The sequence below is a fragment of the Sphingomonas sp. genome, from assembly GCF_030145815.1.
In the GTDB taxonomy this organism is placed as follows: domain Bacteria; phylum Pseudomonadota; class Alphaproteobacteria; order Sphingomonadales; family Sphingomonadaceae; genus Sphingomonas.
Map to the genome: position 1 here is coordinate 22,391 of NZ_JAIXHL010000023.1, position 20,833 is coordinate 43,223.

Annotated in this window: 14 protein-coding genes; 2 read left to right on the forward strand and 12 right to left on the reverse strand. The window is 64.4% G+C overall.

Annotated elements, in window-relative coordinates; genetic code table 11:
* Positions 1-387 precede the first annotated feature (387 nt).
* On the reverse strand, positions 388-5,868 hold the full coding sequence (locus tag KYX69_RS17960) for a DUF4011 domain-containing protein (protein ID WP_300499734.1): 5,481 nt from the start codon (positions 5,866-5,868) through the stop codon (positions 388-390).
* On the reverse strand, positions 5,869-6,144 hold the full coding sequence (locus tag KYX69_RS17965; protein ID WP_300499737.1) for a hypothetical protein: 276 nt from the start codon (positions 6,142-6,144) through the stop codon (positions 5,869-5,871).
* A 531-nt stretch (positions 6,145-6,675) separates the two neighbouring features.
* Here KYX69_RS17965 and KYX69_RS17970 point away from each other — a divergent pair.
* Positions 6,676-11,697, forward strand: coding sequence for an SIR2 family protein (locus KYX69_RS17970; RefSeq protein ID WP_300499740.1), 5,022 nt, complete (start codon positions 6,676-6,678; stop codon positions 11,695-11,697).
* Positions 11,698-11,713: 16 nt separating this feature from the next.
* Here KYX69_RS17970 and speD read toward each other — a convergent pair whose 3' ends face one another.
* The 10 genes from speD to KYX69_RS18020 all read right to left on the reverse strand — a co-directional run bounded on the left by speD (position 11,714) and on the right by KYX69_RS18020 (position 20,212).
* Positions 11,714-12,109, reverse strand: a complete 396-nt coding sequence (gene speD, locus KYX69_RS17975; RefSeq protein ID WP_300499742.1) for an adenosylmethionine decarboxylase — start codon at positions 12,107-12,109, stop codon at positions 11,714-11,716.
* Positions 12,106-13,707, reverse strand: coding sequence for an FAD-dependent oxidoreductase (locus KYX69_RS17980; protein ID WP_300499745.1), 1,602 nt, complete (start codon positions 13,705-13,707; stop codon positions 12,106-12,108). The genes speD and KYX69_RS17980 overlap by 4 nt, the downstream gene beginning before the upstream one ends.
* Positions 13,697-15,229, reverse strand: coding sequence for a polyamine aminopropyltransferase (locus KYX69_RS17985; protein ID WP_300499747.1), 1,533 nt, complete (start codon positions 15,227-15,229; stop codon positions 13,697-13,699). Before KYX69_RS17985 ends, KYX69_RS17980 begins: the two co-directional genes overlap by 11 nt.
* Positions 15,222-15,434: a DUF350 domain-containing protein gene (locus KYX69_RS17990; protein WP_300499750.1), complete on the reverse strand. Its 213-nt coding sequence runs from the start codon at positions 15,432-15,434 to the stop codon at positions 15,222-15,224. The genes KYX69_RS17985 and KYX69_RS17990 overlap by 8 nt, the downstream gene beginning before the upstream one ends.
* A 9-nt stretch (positions 15,435-15,443) precedes the next feature.
* Complete coding sequence (locus KYX69_RS17995) at positions 15,444-15,590, reverse strand: hypothetical protein (protein ID WP_300499752.1); 147 nt, start codon at positions 15,588-15,590, stop codon at positions 15,444-15,446.
* The gene (locus KYX69_RS18000; protein ID WP_300499753.1) at positions 15,587-16,936 is read right to left on the reverse strand and encodes a DUF4178 domain-containing protein; all 1,350 of its coding nucleotides are present in this window, start codon (positions 16,934-16,936) and stop codon (positions 15,587-15,589) included. Before KYX69_RS18000 ends, KYX69_RS17995 begins: the two co-directional genes overlap by 4 nt.
* Entirely contained in the window at positions 16,926-17,558 is a 633-nt protein-coding gene (locus tag KYX69_RS18005) for a DUF4178 domain-containing protein (RefSeq protein WP_300499756.1), read from the reverse strand. Before KYX69_RS18005 ends, KYX69_RS18000 begins: the two co-directional genes overlap by 11 nt.
* A gap of 47 nt (positions 17,559-17,605) precedes the next feature.
* Positions 17,606-18,598: an SPFH domain-containing protein gene (locus KYX69_RS18010; RefSeq protein ID WP_300499758.1), complete on the reverse strand. Its 993-nt coding sequence runs from the start codon at positions 18,596-18,598 to the stop codon at positions 17,606-17,608.
* A 137-nt stretch (positions 18,599-18,735) separates the two neighbouring features.
* Positions 18,736-19,173 carry an organic hydroperoxide resistance protein gene (locus tag KYX69_RS18015; protein ID WP_300499761.1) on the reverse strand — a complete coding sequence of 146 codons (438 nt, stop codon included), beginning with the start codon at positions 19,171-19,173 and terminating at the stop codon, positions 18,736-18,738.
* 22 nt (positions 19,174-19,195) lie between these two features.
* On the reverse strand, positions 19,196-20,212 hold the full coding sequence (locus KYX69_RS18020; RefSeq protein WP_300499763.1) for an alpha/beta hydrolase: 1,017 nt from the start codon (positions 20,210-20,212) through the stop codon (positions 19,196-19,198).
* A gap of 113 nt (positions 20,213-20,325) precedes the next feature.
* On the opposite strand from KYX69_RS18020, the gene KYX69_RS18025 reads away from it, so the two are divergent.
* Entirely contained in the window at positions 20,326-20,790 is a 465-nt protein-coding gene (locus tag KYX69_RS18025; RefSeq protein WP_300499765.1) for a MarR family winged helix-turn-helix transcriptional regulator, read from the forward strand.
* Positions 20,791-20,833 lie beyond the last annotated feature (43 nt).

Consider the following 20,833-nt stretch of genomic DNA (forward strand, 5'->3'; position numbering starts at 1 on the left):
GGTCCGACTATGGCGCAGCGCAGGCGTGCGGGTAGGGATTGACGGCGCGCAGGTTCGATGCCGCGTGCATGGACACGCAGGCCAGACGTTCATTGCGGGCTATCGAAAGCAGCATGGGTGACTTCATCGCCGGGAAGTGCGCGATGGTCAACGACTTATCTGGGGTGCTTGCGGAGCAGATGTCGTCGGACCTGAGCTCAAATCACTCAGAAACGCCGGCCCGGGCGCGACGCCGACTATTTTCCACGCCCGTCGACGCCGATGCGATGGTTCGTAATACCGCGCCCTGCTTTCTGGCTCCGGCACTGGCAACAGGGCTGCGCAGGGGAGGAGCGGAAACGGCAAGCAAGCGGTCCATGTCCGAGGTACAAGCAGGCCGCAACTCGTTTAGGGCTCGCGATCCGCGCGTGCGGCCACCTCGCGCATGGCTGCGTACAAGTCAAAGGACCGAAAGGCGTCGCCCGTCGCTTCGACACGCCCCTCATACTCGGATTGAGCCGCGACGGCACGGTCGCCATATAGCCGCGGCGCTTCGGTCGCGCGGCGCACCACTTCCACCTCACCCAGATATGTTTCGCCGCGCCAAATCTCGTACAGCTTGCCCCGGATCGCTTCATGGGGCTGAAGATCTCCGATCGGTCGGAGCGCCGGCCCCCTCGGTTCGCGCGGACCGGTCGAACCGCTGTCAGCCGCCACGTTGGGGGCGGGATCGCGCGCTGGGCCGTCGACTGCGGATTGGTCCTCAATGGGCGAGACTGGTGCAGTTGCGCCGCGCTGTCTTGGCTTGACTGTCTGTTCCGGCTGCCCCTGCGAACCGAGCTCGCGCGTCATTCGGTCGCGGAGCTGGTCAAGCCATGCCAGCAGTTTCGCCGTTTCGCGCGCGGGGTCGGCGAACCAGTCGGTCGACCACACGCGATAGATGTTCCAGCCCAGATTTTCGAGGATCGTCTGGCGAATATGGTCGCGGTCGCGAACGCTGAGGCCCGAATGATAGGGGGCGCCGTCGCATTCGATACCAGCGATGAAGCCGACCGGACACGCGGCGTGCCGCACACCCAGGTCGATACGGAACTTCTCGACGCCGACCTGATATACGACGTCATAGCCAGCCGCGCGCAACGCATCGGCGACGAACATCTCGAAATCGCTATCCGTCTCGCCGCCCGACGCATCTTCATACTGGGCGCCGCCATGGGCATAGGTCAGATAGCTTTTGAACGCGATGACGCCCTTGGACGATTTCTCGGTCACTTTGACGTCATCGGGACGCAGCGACGTGATCAGGCGGCAGGACATTTTGGCGCGGGTCACCAGCACGTTGAGCCGTCGCCAGCCAACTTCGCGGTTCATCAGGCCGAAATTTTGCCGCACGGCACCGTTTTTGTCGGGGCCATACACAGTCGAGATCAGGATGATGTCGCGCTCGTCACCCTGGACGTTCTCGAGGTTCTTGATGAAGAACTCGTCGATCGTCCCGGCAAAGGCCTCGACATATTTGCGAACCCGCTCCTCTTCCACGATCAGCCGGTCGAACTCGTTCTGAAGCAGCTCGGTCTGTTTGGCATTCATCGCGACGATCCCGATCGACCGCTCGGGATGGGTCTGCATCAGCCCGAATGCCTGCTCGATCACCAGCTCCGCCTCACGCTGGTTGATCGACGATTCATAGGCGGTGTCGGGATAGAATACCGGGGCATAGAGGCATTTCACGCCCAGCAGAGCGTCATCATTTGCCATCGGGCTGGGAAACACGACCAGATCGCGATGATAGAATTCGCGATTTGAAAACTGGATGAGGCTCTCATGCTGGGAGCGATAATGCCACTTGAGCCGCGGCTTGGTCCGGAATCGCTGGTTCGCCAGATCGAGGATGGATTCGGTCCCCTCATCGACGCCCACCCCATCGCCGTCGCCATCGCCATCATCGGCTCCTGCGACCTGGAAATGGTCGCTGGGCGGTAGCTGGTTGGCGTCGCCCACGACGACGAACTGATCGGCGCGCATGATGCAGCTCACCGAAAATTCCGGACGCATCTGCGACGCTTCATCAATGATCAACAGGTCAAAGTTGAGCGACCCGGGGCGAATGAACTGGGCGATGGATGTGGGTGACATCATCCATACGGGCTTCAGCACCTGGAGCGCCTGACCGGCACGATGCACCACGTCTCTCAGCGGTGTTCTCGGACGGCTGAGCCCAATCTCATTCTCCAGCAGGCGTAGCTCGGTGAAATCGGCCTTTCTGCCATAGCCCACACCGGTTGGCGGCTGGTCGGCAAGGCGGCGGGCAATGATTGCCGCAGCCTCGAGCTTATGAAGCTCCTTATCGACCTTTTTGAACGCCTGTCGCGCGGCATCAAGCGAGAGACTGCCGAGGCGCCCCAGCTCTTGCCCATCACCCCCGAGATATGCACGCAAGAGCGCGGAAATCGCAGTCAGTTCATAGAGGTCGTCGATCTGTTGCGCCGGCACGTCTTTAACTGCGGCCGCGTCCGCAAACGGCGCCAGGTTGCGCGCGGTGACAGCCGCCCGATATTTGAGGAGGTCTGCGGCCAGGCTGATGCCGTCACGGTCGGTGCCCAGCGCGTGCAGCACCGCCGAGGCAGCAGGCCAATCCAGCGTATCGCACAGATCGGCCGTATCGAGCTCGGCTTCGTCCCATAGCTGGTCCGATGCCGCATCCCAGCGCGCGACCGCCCGGTGCAGGTCGGTCGCGCACGCACATACTGCGGTAAGCAGCGCGACGGGCGTGGCGGTCCCGTTGACCAGCGCTGCAATGTCCACAGGGCCGCCGACCGCATACAGCGTGTCAAGCTCGGTCAAGCTCGTTCGCAGAGTATCGAGCGGGCATGCCACATCTCCCACCCAGCGGAACATGGGCTGTTCGCGGAGCGCATCGAAGCGCTGTTTCGCTTCATGAAGGTTCAGCACAGCGTCGGCAATCATCCCGCCCGCCTTGCGGCGATACTGGACCGTATCTCCCACGCCCATCGCGCTGCTCGCGTCGGCAATAGTCCGCATGTGCGTTGCCGCGTCGGAACAGCGATCGCCCAGATCGCAGAGCGCCGTATCGGCGAAGCCAGCGTCGGCCAGTTCGGCAAGCAAGCCGGCGAGCCGATCGCAGCCGGCGGAGAGCGTCTTTCGCTCCGTCTCATCCGCCGCCAACCAGCTGCGCAGCGCGCCCGTCTCGTCCAGCGTTGCAAGCTGGGCCGCCGCTTCCATGACAAGCGCGCGCGCAGCAGAGAGCGAGCGGAAATCGCTATCAAGTCCGTTCCACAGCAACGCAGGGAACAGGGCTCGTGCCTTGCATTCCGCGTTGAACTGCCGTCGCGCCCGAAGGTGGCTGGCCGCTCGCCGCAAATCGTCTGCCACCCGTGCACGATCCGACGTATCCCTGCACAGCCGACCGGCGCGCCGCCACGCGGCTTTATAGCTCCCGCTGAACAGCCGCGCCAACGCCCCCGTGGATTCGATGGTGTCGGCCAGCGCGTCGAGTTCGGCCGGCTCAGTGGTCAGCGCATCACCTTGCATCGCAGCGACCACAACCTCGCGCTCCGCCAGCAGTGCCGCAGCCTCGCCTGTGCCAGCGGCGATTACGCTCTCTGAAGCCGGCTCAATCAGGCTGTTCGACAGCAGCGCGCTGATCGCCGGGCTGGCCTGACCGAGCTCAGCCAGGGTGCGGGCGACCATCTGTGCTTTGCCGGTCGCCGTGCCCATCGCGGCCGAAAGCTTATCGGCGAGGCGCTCCAGATCACGACTGGCGCCAGCCAGCGACCTGCCCAGCCGCTCATATCGCGCCAACGCGGCTCGCGCGTCGTCTGGTGTCTGCGGGCAGTGATCAACGCGCAGCGTGTCGGCCAGCGCTTGCGCAGTCGCCACGGACACCATTTCCGGGCGATCGAGGTCGTTCGCAATTTCCGCGCGCTGCTTGTGCCACTCGTCCTGCGCGGCAAGGATTTCCAGACACGCCTCACGGTGATGAAGCGCCGCCCCGACAATCCGTTCGTCCGCACAGGTGAACAAGGCGAGCGCGGATAACTGCTCGCTCGCATCGGATATCGCTGCATCGTCGGGCGCTGGCACGACGACCCCCAGCTCTGCCAGCCGGGCGGCGACCTCGGCAACGTCGGCCGCAGCCGCGCCTGCCGTTGTGGCGGCGGCAAGCGCGCTGCTTTGGTCGAACGGATTAAGCTTGCCGGCCAGGGTCCAGCGCGTAGCTGAACCGCCATTGCCGGTCTGCGTCGCGAGAAGCGCCTTGCCGAACTGCGCCAGGATCTCGCGATTCTCCTGCAGCGTGGCCGGATCGAGCTCAGCGACGCCGTTGGATTGCCAGTGCGCCTCAACCGCCCGGATCTGATCGCGGTCGAACAGCGTGCGCAGCCGGATGTCTCGCCAGGCCAGGGCATGTGCCGTCAGGCCGGTTTTTCCCAGCGATGTGCGGACGAGCGCGAGGTAGCGGCGGAGCACATCACGATGCCGACGAAGCTCGGTCCGCTTTTCCTCCAGCGCTCGAACGTCGAGCCGTGGTACAGTATTGATGCGCTCGCGCAGACCGGCATAGACTTCGGCGCGGCTGGCCTTGTCGCCGTGCAACTCAAGCAGCAGCGGACCGAATCCCGCAGCCCTGAGGCGTTCGGACACGACGCGCAGCGCGGCCTGTTTCTCTGCAACGAACAGCACGCGCTTGCCCTGGGAAAGGGCGGTGGCGATCATGTTGGTGATCGTCTGGGACTTGCCCGTTCCCGGCGGCCCCTCAATCGCCATGTCGCGACCGGCGGCCATATCCATGATCGCCTTATGCTGCGACGCATCGGCATCGGTGATCAGCGCGGGCACGCGCACCGCGTGCGCCGGATCGTCGATGTCGATGACGGTGTCGTCGCCGTCGACACCGGCAACCTCTGCTGCCCCAAGCAGTCCGGGCAAGAGGCGGTGGGCGGCAAATGCCCCATCGTCCCATTTGTCCGGATCGAGATCGCGCCACAGGATCATGGGCGGCAGGACCGAAAGCGTGACGAAGGGCCGCAGCGTAAGTCGCCGCCCCTGTGCGAGCACCGCCTTCACCCGGATAAAATAGGATTCGGGTGTTTCGTTCTCACGCAACGCGGGCAGCTCAAGATTCCAATGCTGACGCGCCTTTTCGATCAGCGCGACATTGACCTCCAGTCCGCCTTCCCAATGGCTGAGCCGATAGTCCCGCTTTGCCCGGCCTTCGTCCTTGGCCAGCTTTACCGGCAGAAGCAGCAGTGGCGCATGTGAGGCAACATCGGATGCGTCGTCCTCAAACCACTGGACGAAGCCGAAGGCGAGATGGAGCGTGTGATGGCCGGTTTCACGCAAGTGGCTGGTCGCGCGGTCATCGATCGACTTCAGCCGCCGGTCGAGTTCCTTGCGCGTCAGCAGCACGCGGATCCGGTCGTCCTCCTGATGCGCGGCGACATCGCCCTCGTCGCTCATCCGCAGGTCGTAGGAGGGATCGAAGCCATGGGCGCGTGCCAGCGCGACGACATCGAGCCCCTTGCCATAGTCCAGCTTCGGCAAGCCCAGCTGCTGGCGAACCCGGGCACGCAGGCCCCGTTCCGCATCCTGCCAGGCGCGCACATCGCCCTCGGCATCGCCGAGCTGTTCGGTTGCCGCCAGAAACTCCGCATCGGTCAGACGGGCGCGTTCATAGGCGAGTCCGAATGTCGGCGTTCGCTCGTCCGCCGGAGTCTGCTCCTCGCCAGGCAGCGGCTCGAACCCTACGCTGCCCGTGTTGAGCTGTTCAAACAGCAGATCGGGCCGCTCATCGACGAACCTTAACTGGCTGGCACTGCGCGACGTATGCTTGAACGCAATCAGCGGCGATTTGCGTGACAGGTCGATCAATCAGGCGCGCAGCTTGGCGACTGCCTGGTCGGTCCATTGCCGCATCTGCGGATGGCGCGGGGCGGGTGGTGCGGAATTGGGCTTGGCCGGCTTCGGCTCCGCGTCCCTGAGCGTTGCGATCCGCTGCTCGACGCCACCGAGCAAGCGCCGCGCGCCGTCGGTGTTGCGATGGGCAAGTTCACGGCGAACCAGATCAAGCTCGGCCGCATTGCCAAAATTGCGGGTGACCATGTCCGTGAGATCTTCGAGCGACTTGTTGAATAACGGGCGTGTCACGGAATTTGACCCTTTGAATGGCGTATCGTTTGAATCATTGTCTTGGCCACGGCGTGCGTTCTGACCCATCGCCGCTCAATGGGCCGCACGTTCCCAAACGCTGGACATAGGCCCTCCGGGCCAACCGCGCGGGCGGACACATGTCATCGTAAGCACCTGAAGGCCGACATTTTCCTTACCCTGTTCCCCGGGTGGTTGCCCACCATTGCCGCGCCCCTGACAGCGGAGTTGGAAGGCAAAACCCTTGGGGAAGCAAGCAGTTTGCGCCGATCCGGAGCAGTTGAGGGCGCACGCGCACCTGTTCGAAACGCCCACCGACGCGGCACGGTCAGGCGAGCAAGAATTGGCGCGATTGCCGACGACTATTGACCCCGGGTTTTCAAGAATCGATGCGGAAGCACCTTCTCCATCAAAATGAAGCTACATTCTGACTGAAAATTGAACGGTCTGAATACTGCCGGGCGCATATTTTTACTTGCAGCCCCAAAAGTGACACCGGACACTCTCCCATACAGAGGGGGGAGTTCGTGCATGATTCGCGACAAGGAGCTGCTGGCACCCGAACGGCTGGTTCGTAGCGGTCGCGAAATCCTGTACGAGGCGGTCAACACAGGTCGGCTCGTCGCATTTGTCGGTTCCGGGCTCTCGCTGGTCTATGGCCAGCCGACCTGGGGCGAGTTCATCAAAAGTCTGCGTACCAAGCTCGATGCTGCGATCGGCACGGCCGTGAAGAAGGGCAATCTGTCGCTTGCCGAGGCCGGGCGCATGCGGGCGATGGCAACGATAACCGAGATCAGGGACAGCGACACCCTTGTCACGCTCGAGCTGATCCGGCGTGCTTACGCACAGATCCAACACGGCCCCAACGCCACGCCGGATAAGGATCAATATCGCGAGGATTTGAAGTCCCTTTTCACCTTCAATGCTATCGCGGAAAATCTACTGTCCAGGCGCCTGAAAGAGGTGGGCGTTACCGATCAGCAACAGCAACTGATCAGCCAGTTCGCGAAGAATCGCGATCTGGCATCCGTCTATAATACCAAGCTGTTCGCCGAGCTTGCGGAAATCGGCGGCGGCGGAAAGCTGAAGCTGCTGCTGAACCTTTTGCTTGAAGAGCCAAACCGATTTGCAGATCGATCGAGTTCGGGATCTGACCGCGCGCTGCCGATCGACCGCCGCAGTTCGCTGGCCATATTTCTGGCGCATTGCCTGGGTTCGCCGCACGAGGTGTTCCGCACGATTGCCGAGGCGATCAATAGCAGCCCCGCGCCGGTATCGGTATCCCGGCCACTGTCGGCCCCCTTGCTCGATCTGTTTCCTGACATCCCGGATGCAATCAATACGGGCCCTGCTGGGGTGTCGAGCCCAAAGCTGCCATCGCGGCCTTTGCTCGATCCGCTTCGCGAACTGGACGAATGGCTTGGGCTCCGGCGCTATCTGTCGACCAATTATGATCTGGGCCTTGAGGACCAGCATATGGTCGCGCGCGACGAAGCCCCGCTGACCCCCGAAAGCCTCAAACGGCACAATATCGAAATTTCGGACGACGATCACGCCGTCACCTGCCAGCATCGCGACGGGCGGGTGATCCGTAGCGATGTCAACGACGGGCTGCACGTGGCGCCGCTGTTCGACTTTGCACTGGGCGGGGTCGATAACTCGGTCCATATCTACCACCTGCACGGTCGCGTCGACCGCCCCGAAACGATGATCGCGGCAGATAGCGAATATAACCGGCTGTACCGATCAGAGGGTTTGGCACGGGCAGCATTCGATCATGCCTATGACACGCTGATCGTCGGTAACCCGATCCTGTTCGTCGGATCCGGGCTGACAGAGGCCGATCTGAACCGCGTGCTGCGCGCCAATGTCAGCAACCCCGATTTGCTGCGCGCCGCGCCGTCAATCGTGCTGCGCGAGGCGATCAAGCCGCAGCGCGAACTTGTGCTCGACCAGACGCAATTGGCGACCAAATTGGGCGTTCGCGTCGTCTATACCGGGCATGCACGGCGTGGTGCAGCCTACACATTGCGCGATCACCTGATGCTGGTGGACTATATTGCCTGGAAATATGACCTGGCGGAGCGGAAGGCGACCGACGGGACGAAAATCGATGATCCGCCATATGAATTCAGGACGAGCAAAACGGACTTCAGCAAAGTCGCATTTTCCGGTGATCCTCAGGATCCGCATCGGGGAATTGAACACATATACTCAGTAATTCGCCGCAGATTCCGCCTCTTACATGACCTGGATTATGATCGTAAAATCGCATCTTGGCTAATCCAGTTCGGCCCCGTCAATCGTCAGAGCCATGAATATAATGGTGCCGACAAGCTCATCGCCGACTATCTGAACATGCTGGCACAAAAGCTGATTTCCGCTGCACTCCGGCATGAATTGCGCCAGATCGGTCACGAAGCGGTCGAACATTATCGGGAGCGCGCAACGGCGATCGTCGCGCGCCAATCGTCCGCAGCGCACGACAGCAAACTCATTACCCGCCATATCAGCCAGATTCCGACGCTTGCGCTGCCGAAGGCTTTGAAATCCGAGAACGAGCAGTCGCGCTATATTGCCCAACGAGCACCGAATCTGGCCGGCGACAATGCGCCCAATTTCACCGTTATCAATCGCTTGGGCGCCCTGCTTCCGCCAAGTACGAGTTGCGAGCGAACCATCATTCTTGGTCCGCGCGGAATTGGTAAAGGCAGGCTGCTCGCCCAGCTTGTCACAGAACAACTCGGCGCGGCCTCGGACGGCGGCGCTGTATCGGAACACGAGCCGCGGCGGCTGTTCATCAACTGCTGCTATGGTCAGGAAATTGACTCAATCGTGTCAATCATCGACCAGTTTCTGGGATCGCCATCGGCGGACCAGTCGGGCGATGCCCTATCGCGCCGCCAGCGGATTTTGGCGAACCGAACCGTTCCGAAGACAACCCCTCCGCTCATCGTTCTGGGCGGCGTCGATCGCCTGTTCGGAACCGATGGCATGCCGATGTCGGTCGAGTTCGAATGGCTGCTCGATCAGTTGCTCGATCCCGAACGAAACATCTCCCTGCTGGTCACGGGTGAGCTGCGCTGCCTGAACTTTTTCAGCGGTCGACTTAACGCGCTGCATCCGGAACCGCAGGCACTGCGGCCCGGAAGCCAACGCCCGCAAACACGGCCGGCCAAGCTTTGGCTGATCAAGCCGGACCAGGCGGAGGGTTTACGCAATGGCTTCGGATTAAGGGCGAAGCTGGACGAGATCGCCGCCCAAGCGCACCGACCGCATTTCAACGAAGCCGATCGCAACACTCGCCTCAAGATGGCGCACGGCGCGCGCGAGGCAGATCGCTTGATCGGTGAGTGGCTCGCAACCCTCGAAGCCGGCCGGGCGCGCCTTCCCGGTTGCAACGCCGACGACCAGCTGGCCATCGAGATTGTGAAGGTGTGCGCGTTCATCGGCCTCCCCTTCGAGGCCGATATTCTCCCGTCAGTGCCATCGATCCGGACTCGCTTGCGCGAGATGTTTCGCAAGCGGAATGCATCGGAAGATCGATCGGCACAGGAAATCGCGCGGGACGAGGCCGGAGCAATCCGCGATGCGCTGGCGCGCGCCATGCAGCTCGGCCTTGTCAGCCTGGTCGAGCCATTTGGCCCAATCGATCCGACCTCTCTTGCTAGCCTCCCGCCCGAATGGACGGATGCGAAGCCGAAGAATTGGCAATCATGCGAAGCCCTCGCCGATTGGGCGATCAAGCACGGATATCGGCTCGTCGTACACCGATTGACCGCGAAGGTGCTCAAGGACCGGTTCGGCGTGCCGAACAATGCCGGCGTCCTGTCCGACAGCTACAGTCTGTCGCTGTACGCCGTGCAGCCCGACGATGCCTCGGTGCCCGAACCCCGGGTTACCGGCGAACTCGAAGACCTGATCGATTATCTGATGCATTCATGGAAGGAGACCCATCTCTCCATCAAAATGTACGATGGCAGCACCCTTAATTTGCGATCCGCCTTTCGTGATGCCCGCAAGGACCTGACCGAGGACTATAAGCACGACCTCTCGCTGCACTATCTCGAGGCGCTCCGGACCATGCGACGGCGGCTCAGCTTCGTCAGCCCCCTCCCCGTTATGGGGCTCCGCGCGGCCGGAGGCGTCATTCGCGGCTATTATTCCGCGGTGAACCTGTTCGGTCTTGATCTGGGAGATCGCAATCGCGCGCCTGGCGAGGTCAGCGCAATCAGCGAACACAAGCAGCGGATCCGGACGCTGCTCAATCTGACCGTCGAAGCGCAGAAATTGGAAGCGGAAGGTTCGACGCCGTTTGACCAACTAAAGAATGCGCTCGATCACGTATCGGGGATCGTGACGGTAGAGGATGACGCAGGGGACGGAGCGCTTCAAAAGCTGGAGCTTGATCGGAATATTGCTCTGCTGTCCACAGGTGACGGCATTCCAGAACCATGGCGCCGCCGGGAGCCGGACGCCATCAAGGGGTTCCGGGAGAAGATTGCGCACGCCGATGGCAATACGCTCAGGGTCACCGGTTTGCGCTCGCTGCTCGGTTTCCAGGAACCCGCGCCGCAATCCGACAAGGCCGACGAACGTGTCCACCCGTTTTTCGACGGCGAGATCGTCTGGCTGCTCAACGAACGCGCCATGCTCGCAATGGCGCAGGGCGACCTTTACACCGCCGCCACGACGTTCGAGCTGGCGTTCGACGCCAACCGGAAGATCGAGGGCGATCGGTATCACCCCAATCGGGCACGTCTGACGATCAATCGCGCCTTTTTGTGGATCGAGCGTGGCCGGATCGCCGATGCCCGCAGGGAGCTTGAAATGCTTCGCCAGCATCTCGACCGGGACGCCGATGCCATCGGGACAAACACCAACGAAGGCCAGCTGATCGCGGCACTTTGCGATGGCTATATCGGTCTTTGCAGTCACCTGTTCGGGATGCTGGAAGAGGCGGAGTCCCTCTATGAAAAGGCGATTTCCGCGTTTAGCGCAATGCGTCAGCAACGGGCGATCGCCATGTTCGAGCATCATCGCGGCGCCTTGCTCCGGCAGATTCCGGGGCGCGAGATTGATGCTGCTGCGGCGCTACAACGCGGGATCGCCGCTGCCACAGGCGGGCGGCATACGGACATCCTCTACCGGCTGCGGATCGCCAAGGCGCATAATCAGTTTTTTGCCGACCCGAACAACGCCGCTGAGGTGCTGGCAACGCTCGGCGAAGCGATCGACTATGGCTTGTCGCTGGAAATGCATCGCGTGACCGTCGAGGCGCTGGCCGCTCGAGGGCAGGTCCATCTGAAGTTCGGGGACATCGAAGCAGCTTCGCGCGACATTTCCCGAGCCGCCGCCAAGGCCGCCCAATATGGGATGACTTTGCGCCGGATCTGGCTGCGGGTGGTGACGGGCCAAGTCTATCGGCTGCGCGGAGACGGTCGCAATGCGCGGAAAATTCTAGAGCGCGCAGTGAGTGAAGGGTCGCATCTTGGCTATCAACGCGCGGTGGAGGTCGCGACGCGGCAACTGATCAACCTCAAGACGCGCTGAACCGAACACGGCGCCGTTACGCGCCAGCTCGGTCCCTGCTGCCCGCAGCCGCCATCGCCCCGAACACGCGCCGATGGATCGCCTGATGCCCGACCCGTGCCGTCAGTCCGGCGACGATCACGGCGAGCGCGGCGTCGAGGTCGTTGGTGCGGCCGCACATGAAGATGTCGACACAGGCGGTGCCATATTCGGGCCAGGTGTGGATCGAGATGTGCGATTCGGCGAGCAGCGCGACGCCCGTGACACCAAAGCCTGCGCCGAACTTGTGCAGCCGCAGTTCGAGCAGGGTCGCCCCAGCGGCCGCCGCCGCGTCGGTCAGGATGCCTCCGATGCGGTCGGCATCGTCGAGCTGCGCGCCGTCGGTCAGGTCCGCGATGAGGTGCCAGCCCTCGCCGGGTTGCATGCCAGTCATAACAGGCTCGCATGGCGGTGCGCGAGGTGCGTCATCGCCGCCTCCGCCGCGCGCACGCCGTGATAATGCGCCTCTTCGAATAGCGAGAGGCCGCTGAGATCGCTATGCGCGGACCAGATCGGCGCGGCGTCGCTGCCCCCGGCACGGCGCAGAAAGCCCGGCGTCGGTCGCGCCATCGCATGTCCCCAGCGCCACAGGTCGATGCGCTGGATCGCGCCGTCCAGCTCAGGGTTGGTGGCGAGCAGGTCATCGCGCACGATGCGCTTCCAATCCTCCGCCGGGCGCTCGACCAGCAACCGCCGTGCCGCCGCCGGAGCCATGTCCGAGAGCGGGAGATACCAGGTGAGGACGGTCGCGCCCGGAATTGCGGCCGGCCCCTGATGCGTCGCCACGACATAGCCGAGCGACTGGCTGCTCGCCGAAACATTGTCCCAGGCGAGCGGCACTCCGCGTCCCGTGGGCAGCCGATCGACCGTGACATTGGCGACCAGCCAAGGTGCGTAGCTCAGGTCAGGGTCGGGCGCGACATCGCGACAGATGCGCGCCGCGACGAAGTGCGGCATGGCGAGGATCGCGGCGCGGCTGTGAAAGCGGATCGTCTCCCCCGCTGCCGCGTCGAAACAATCGGCCTCAACCCCCTCCCCGCGCCGCGCGACGCGGTGGACGATCATGCCGGGCCGGATGCGATTCCCACAGCGCCGTGCCATCGCCTGGGTCAACCGGGCATTGCCCTCGGGCCAGGTCAGTTCATTGCCACCAGCGCCGTCGGCGGCCCAACCGCGGCGGCTCGCAAAATAATGGATGCCGGCCCAGGCGGAAACTTCGCCTGGCTCGGTCCCGTAATCGTCGCGCATCGCATAGCGGACATGACCGCGCAGCACCGGCGAGCGCCAGCCGCGCGCGTCGAGCCACGCGGCGAAGCTCTGCGTGTCGAGCGCGCGTAGATCGGGATCGGTCGAGCTATAGGCCATCGGCACCGCAAAGGCGGGTTTGCCGTCGCGGCCAATCTGGCGCGAGAACGCCGCCATCGCATCCTCGAACGCGCGCACATCGGCTTCGTCCTGCGGCGACAGGCCGGTGCGGGGGATCAGCCCTTCATGCCAGCGGCCCTGCCAGAAGATCCGTTCCTGCAGGTCGGCGCAGAGTTGGGCGGGGTCATAGACCGGCACGCCGTCACGCTCGCCGGTGATCATGCCGAACTCGCGCAACATGCTGCGCAGCGCGCCCGCCTCACGATTGGGGACCGGCAGGTAATGCGCGCCGAGCGGATAGGCGGAGACCGCATTGCGACCGGCGCGGGCGTTGCCGCCGACCTGATCCTCAAGCTCGACGAGCATGAACTGGTCGAAGCCGGCATCCATCAGCCGCCATCCGGCGGCCAGCCCGGCAACGCCGCCGCCCGCGATCAGCAGATCGACCTGCTCCTCGCGCGCAGGCGAAGGAAAGCCGCCGTCGCGCAACCGGTGGCCGCGCGCCATGTCCGCGCCGTCGAGGCCGCCCGGCGGCAGCGGCGCAGCGCGGGTCAGGGCGAACGCGCCACCCGCTGCACAGGCCGCCACCGCGCCTGCACCGAGCAGGGTGCGGCGATCAGCTCTCATAGCGTGCCCAAGCCTTGCCGAACTCGCGCACCAGGATTTGGTTGTCGAGCCGGTTCACCTCGGCCGGACGCCGCGCCATGTCGGGCGGAAACGCGAAGAGCTGGCGCTCGACCGCCGGGGTCAGGAACCGCCCGCGCGGAAAGCGGCCGTCAGCAGGAATCGTGCCCGCCGATGCGAGGATGAAGCCCCATTCACCGAAACTCGGCACATAGGCATGGTAGGGCCGCGTGGTCAGCCCCGCCGCCTCCATCGTCGCGGCGACCGTCCAATAGGCTTGTGGCGCGACCAGTGGCGATGTGCTCTGCACCGCGACCATCGCGCCGGGGGCGAGCAGACGGACAAGGCTGCGGTAGAAGGTTTCGGTGTAGAGCTTGCCCACCGAGAAATCGACCGGGTCGGGAAAGTCGACGATCACCGCGTCGTAACGCCCCGTGGCCTCACGCACCCAGCGGAAGCCATCGGCATTGACCACGGTCAGGCGCTTGTCGGTCAGCGCGCCGCCGTTCAGCCGCGTGAGAAAGCCGCTCCGTGCGAAGAGCTTGGTCATCGCCGGGTCGAGATCGACCAGGGTCACGCGTTCGACCGAGGGGTAGCGCAGCACCTCCCGTGCCGCGAGCCCGTCGCCGCCGCCCAGGATCAGCACGTTGCGCGGGCTGGCCACCCGCCCCATCGCCGGATGCACCAGCGCCTCGTGATAGCGATATTCGTCGCGCGACGAGAATTGCAGATTGCCGTTGAGATAGAGGCGCAGATCGTCGTCGCGGCGGGTGAGGACGATGCGCTGGAACCGGCTCGATTCGGCGTAGATGACGGGCTCGGCATAGCTCGCAACCTCGGCCCATTTCTGCAGCCGCTCCGCGCCCGCGAACCCGGCGGCGAGCGCGATCAGGATCACAACTGCCACCGCCTTTTCCAGCCCCAGCCGCGCCGCGCGCGGGAGCGTCAGCAGCAGCGCCAGCGCGACGGCGGCATTGGCAAATCCGAACAGGAAGCCGGTGCGGATCATGCCGAGATGCGGCATCAGCACGAGCGGGAACAGCAAAGACGCCGCGAGCGCGCCGACATAGTCAAAGGTCAGGACGTTCGACACGACCTCCCGGAAATCATAGCCGCGCAGGATGCGGATCAGCAGCGGGATTTCGAGCCCGACGAGAAAGCCGATCGCCAGCACGATGCTGTACAGCGCAACGCGGAAATGATCGACCAGCGGGAACAGCAGAAACAAGGCCGCCGCGGAAAAGCCGCCGAGGATCGCGATCAGCAGTTCGACCCGCACGAACAGGCGCAGTTCGTCACGCTTCACATAGCGCGAGCACCAGCTGCCGATCCCCATCGCAAACAGATAGCTGCCGATGACGGTCGAAAATTGCGTGACGCTGTCGCCGAGCAGATAGCTCGCCAGCGTGCTCGCCAGCAGCTCGTAGACTAGGCCACAGGTCGCGACCACGAAAGCCGATGCGAGCAGCGCCGCGCCGGGCGCCGTGGGCTTGCGCAACTGGGGTGACGGATCGCCCTCAGCCATGAATGGCGGCGGCGACGATAATCGCCAGCCCGATCGCGACCGCGCCGGCAAAGATCGCGACCGCGACATTCTGCTTCTTCTCGATCTCGTCCCACAACTTGCCCGGCGTGAGCACGTCGAGGATCACGAAACCGACGACGAAGACGACGATGCCCACGGCGGCATAGAGGATGGTGGCGAGAAATGCGGGAAGGGTGGTGACCATGAGCGTCTCCTATTTATGGGTGGGGCCATAAGCGCCGGCGCGCGCGGCGCTGCGCCCGCCCTGCGCGAAGGGCGAATAGCCGAAGATGGCGGTGACGATGAACAGCGCCGCGACGCACAGGCACCACAGGCCGAAGAAGAAGCTGCCGCGGGTCATTCGCTTTCCTTGAACAGGGCGGCGACCCCGATCGGGTCGTAATCGCTCTCTGCCTGCCGTGCCTGTTCGAACCGGACATGGCGGGCAAGGCCCCAGAGCAGGGGAATCGCGATCAGGGCCAGCGCGAGGAGGAGGTTGGAGAAGAACACCCCGCCGCGCCGTACCTCGACCACCACTTCGGGCGCGTCACTGGTCGCAAGCCAGTCAGCCTGGCCCCAGCCGCCGGGATTGTTCGCAATCCAGCGATTGCCGCGATAGTCGATCACCAGATCATAGGTGCCGCGCGGCACGCTCGCGATCGAGATTTCGGATTCGCGCGATCCTTCGCTCCAGTCGCCTTCATCATCCCGGCCCGAATAGCGTTCGGCGACGCCATAGGCTTCATAGACGCGTTGGGTGGTGCGATCGACCAGCGCGTAATCGAGATCGACCCAGCCATTTTCGAGCCGGGGGACGCGTGCACGCAGCTCTACCCGCTGCCAGGGCTGGTCGAACGTCACCGATCCGACCGTCACCGACTGGGCGCTGCCGTCGCGCGCGATGGGCAGCGTGCCGATATCGCTCCAGCGCCCACCGCCCATGAAGATCGACACGACGACCAGAAACGCCATCGCGGCCAACCCCAGCTTGACGCAGGTCGACAGCCAGCCGGCATGCGGCGACACCATGTGCGGCGGAGGCGGCCAGGGATGGCGCTCCGCCTCCACTCCGAAGGCGTCCTCGATCTCGCGCGGGGCGAGCAGCCGGGCGACCGACCAGCTCACTTCCTTCGCGTTCGCCTCGCGCGACAGCGTCCAGCCGGGCGCAGCCCATTCGGAGGTGATCACCTGTTCCCCGATCGCGACGCGCCAATAGAATTCGCCGAGCACGCCATCGACCCGCGCCTCACGCTCCTTAAAGAAGCGGCGAAAATGGCGGCCCCCGGCGCTCAGCGTGTCATAGGTCACGAAATTCGGCGTCGCGGTGAGCTGTTCGCCCAGGCTCCAGCTCTGGCCGTCGAAGATCAGCCAGCGATAGCCGTGATACGGGTTGAACAGCAGATATTCTTCCCACGGATAGGATCCGTTCATAGACCGCGCGAGCCAGCCGATCGCCTCCCACTCGATGCCGTCAAGCGTGCCGCGCGTGCCGAGCGGAATATCGAGCGCGCGCGTCATTTCGGCATAGCGCGTGACCAGCTTCACCAGCGGATCGGCGACGTCGAGGATGCTCCCGCACGATGGACAGCCCGCCGTAACCGAATAGCCCGCCGCGCGCAGCGTCACCGCCGACCCACATGCGGGGCAGCTCAGCGCGCGCACCGCCGGTGCAGGCGGCGGGGCGATGGTGTTGGGCTCAGCCGGCATAGTCGGGCAGGCTCCATCCATCGAACCGGCGCAGCCCGCGCGGGGCCAGCTCGGCCAGCGTCACATAGCGTCCGGTATAGAAGGTCGCGCTCGCGCCATCACGCTGCAATGACACGCACTCGCCGCCCGGCCCTTTCAGGTCGACGCTGTACACCCGCCAGCCAGGCGGCGCGGTGAAGGGCAGCTCGCCCTCCGCCGCGATGCAAAGCACGTCGCGCGCATCGGCGACGTGCATCTTGACCCCGCCAATCTCGGCGGTGGTTCCGGGCACCGCCTCGCCTCCGCCGATTACGTCGCGCAGCACCTTTGCGCGGGCAGTCTTAAGCGGCGCCTCGCGCAGCAGCATGAACTGCCCCATCGCCTCGCCCAGCCAGCCATGGCCACCATCGTCGAGCAGCATCAGCCATTCGTTCCACGCGCCATCGGTCCATGCCCAGCGGACGCGACCGATCACCTGAAAGCCGATGCCGTCCGCCAGGCCGCGCATGCCGATCGTCACCGGACTGACGTCGAACGGCAGCACCGCCGCCTCCCCCACCGCGCGCACGCCGTCATCGCTGCGCACCAGCATCGTCTGGCAATAATCGCAGATGCGGCACGGCAGTGCCGCCGAGCGGAACACGGCGTCGGCGCCGCAATTGGGACAGGCGATCGTCAAGCCCATCGCGTTTAGCGGATGCGTCCGAGCAGTTCGGCCTTCTTGGTGTCGAACTCGGTCTGGCTGATCGCGCCGATGGTCAGCAATTTGTGCAGCTTCTCGATCTGCGCAAACGCATCCTCACCGCCGCCTGGTGCGGCAGCAGTTGGAGCGCCGGTCATCCCCGCCGCCATCTGCTGCCCGATCGCAAAGCCGGCCGCTGCGCCCGCCCCGGCGCCGGCGACGCCGCCCGACTGGCCGGCCGCCGTTTCGATCGCCTGCGCACTCTGAAACCGCACGAAGCGGTCAAGGTCGCCGACGACGCGCATCGAACTCGACTTGTCGAGCATTGCCTGGACGTCTTCGGGCAGCGACAGGCTTTCGACGAAGAAGCTGGTGCAGGTCAGACCCCATTGCGCGAACGCTGGTTCGACCGCTGCGCGCAATTGTTCAGACAGCGCAGCCTGATTGGCGGCAAGGTCAAGAAACGCGATTTCACCCCCGCCAAGGCCGGTCGCAAGCGCGGTCGCGATCGCCGCGCGCAGCTGTGGCTCCAGGTCGGTGGTGGTGAGCTTGTCGAGCGAGCCCATCATCTTGACCGCGAACACGGCGACATCTTCGACCCGGAAGCTGTAGCTGCCGAACGCGCGCACACGCAGCGGGCCGAATTCCTTGTCGCGCACCGTGATCGGCTGCTGCGTCCCCCATTTGAGGCCGGTCTGCTCCTTCTGCGAAAAGAAATAGACGTCGGACTTGAATGGCGCGGAAAAGCCCTTGTCCCAGTGCAGCAGCGAGGTGAGGACCGGGAGGTTGGCGGTTTCGAGCGTGTGCAGCCCAGGCAGAAAGGCGTCGGCCAGCACCCCTTCATTATAGAACATCGCGGTCTGCCCGCTGCGCACAGTCAGCTGCGCGCCATTCTGGATCTCGCGGTCCTGCATCGGGTAGCGGATGGCGAGAACGCCTGGCTCGTCCACCCAGTCGATGACATCGACGAACTGCTTGGACAGAAAATCGAAAATACCCATGCGCGCCTCCCTAAGCCGTTACGCTACAAAGCTTCAGAAGCGACGGGAAGGCGTTTCGGTACGCGCGGCGCAATGGATAGCGCCGAAAGCGTAACGACCCGGACGGTAACGATACCGTCCGGGTCACCGTCGCGGGGTCAGGCGCCCTGGGCGATCACCAGGCTGACCGCGATGTTCCCGCGCACTGCGTGGGAATAGGGGCAGACGGTGTCGGCTTCGGCCACCAGTGCTTCGGCCTCGTCCCGGTTCAAACCGGGCAGCGCGATATCGAGGGTGACGGTCAGACCAAAGCCCTTGTCCGCGCGCGGGCCGATGCCGACTGTTGCGCTGACGCTGGCATCGGCGGGCAGGCGGACGTGCTTGCCCTGAGTGCCCACGAACTTCATCGCGCTCAGGAAGCAGGCGGCATAGCCGGCGGCGAACAGCTGCTCCGGGTTATTGCCCGCGCCATTGCCGCCCAGCTCCTTCGGTGTGGCGAGTGCCACTTCAAAGGTGCCGTCGTCGGTGCGCGCCGTGCCATCGCGGCCGCCGGTTGCGGTGGCGCGGGTGGAGTAGAGGATCTTCGTCATTGTCATCGTCCTTTCGTTGGGGTGGAAATCAGTTGCCAAAGCTGCTGCGCAGACGGGCGGCGCCCTGGGCGATGGCGGCGCGCGCCGGTTCGCTGCCCGCCAGTGCATTGAGCATCACGAAATCGTGGATCGTGCCGTTGTACCGGGTCACCGCGACCGGCACGCCGGCTTCGATCAGACGGCGGCCATAGGCCTCGCCCTCATCGCGCAGCAGGTCGTTTTCGGCGACGATCACCGTGGCGACGGGCAGTCCCCTCAGCTGGTCGAGCGAGGCGCGCAGCGGGAAGGCCAGTACATCCGTGCGCCGGTCGGCGGGGTAGTTTGCCTCCAGGAAGTAATCCATCGCGCGACGCGTCAGGAACGGTCCGTTGCCGAATGCGCGATACGAGGCATTGTCCGACACATCGTCGGTCACCGGATAGAAGAGCAGCTGGTGCGCGATCTTTGGCCCCGCGCGATCCTTTGCCATCATCGTGACCGCAATCGCCATGTTGCCACCGGCGCTGTCCCCCGCCACCGCCAGCCGCGACGGATCGATCCCGAGCGACGCGCCATGCGTGGCGACATGGTCGAGCGCGGCATAGGCCTGTTCGTTGTTGATCGGGTAACGAACCTCCGGGGCATTGTCATACTCGACGAACACCACCGCGGCGCGTGCCTGCACCGCCAGTTCGCGGATCAGGTGATCGTGGGTATTGCGGTCGCCCATCACCCAACCACCGCCATGATAGTAAAGAACCGCGGGCAGCGCGCCCTTCGCATCGGCGGGGCGGACGATGCGCACGCGGACCTGGCCGGTCGGGCCAATCTTCCACACCAGATCCTGCGTGTTGGTCGCGGCGGAGGCGGCAACCTTGTCGGCCTGCACGCTCGCCAGGACGGCGCGGGCGTCGGCATAGGGAAGTTCGTAGATCGGCTTTCCGGCAGCGGCGGCAGCGGCGAACGCCTTGGCCGACGGTTCGAGCGTCTGCGCCGAAGCGGGGGCAGCCGACAGGGCCAGCAGTGCGGTGGAAGCGAGAGCAGCGAGGCGAGGCATGGTGCGCATGATCAATGGTCCTTTCTATATCGGGCACGATTAGATCGTGTGCGATCTACATAGCTGAGCGCGTCGCGCTGTCAACCCTTGCGATTAAATCGTGCACGATTTATATTCTCGGCATGACTGACACGCCCCCTGCCGCCCGCGACGGCGACCCCCTCGACCAGTTCCTGTGCTTTTCGGTCTATGCGACCGGGCTGGCGTTCAACCGCGTGTACAAGCCGCTGCTCGATCGCTTCGGCATCACCTACCCGCAATATCTCGCCCTGGTGGCGTTGCGTGGCCGCAGCGGGCAGACGGTGAGCGCGCTGGGGGCGCAGCTGCATCTGGAATCGAACACGCTGACGCCGCTGATCAAGCGACTCGAAGCGGCGGGGCTGGTGACCCGGACGCGAGACAAGCAGGATGAGCGAGTCGTCCGCCTCGCGCTGACCGATGCCGGCTCCACGCTGATCGACGACGCGATCGGTTGCATTCCGGCGGCGATGCTGGAGGCGACCGGAATGCAGCCGGAGGAGTTGCAAGGCCTCAACCGCAAGCTCGCCGCATTGGGCGACGCGCTGCGGAGCAACGCGCAACCCTGATCTGCAACGCCATGTGACGGGCTTGCCCAGCGCCGGGCGGATC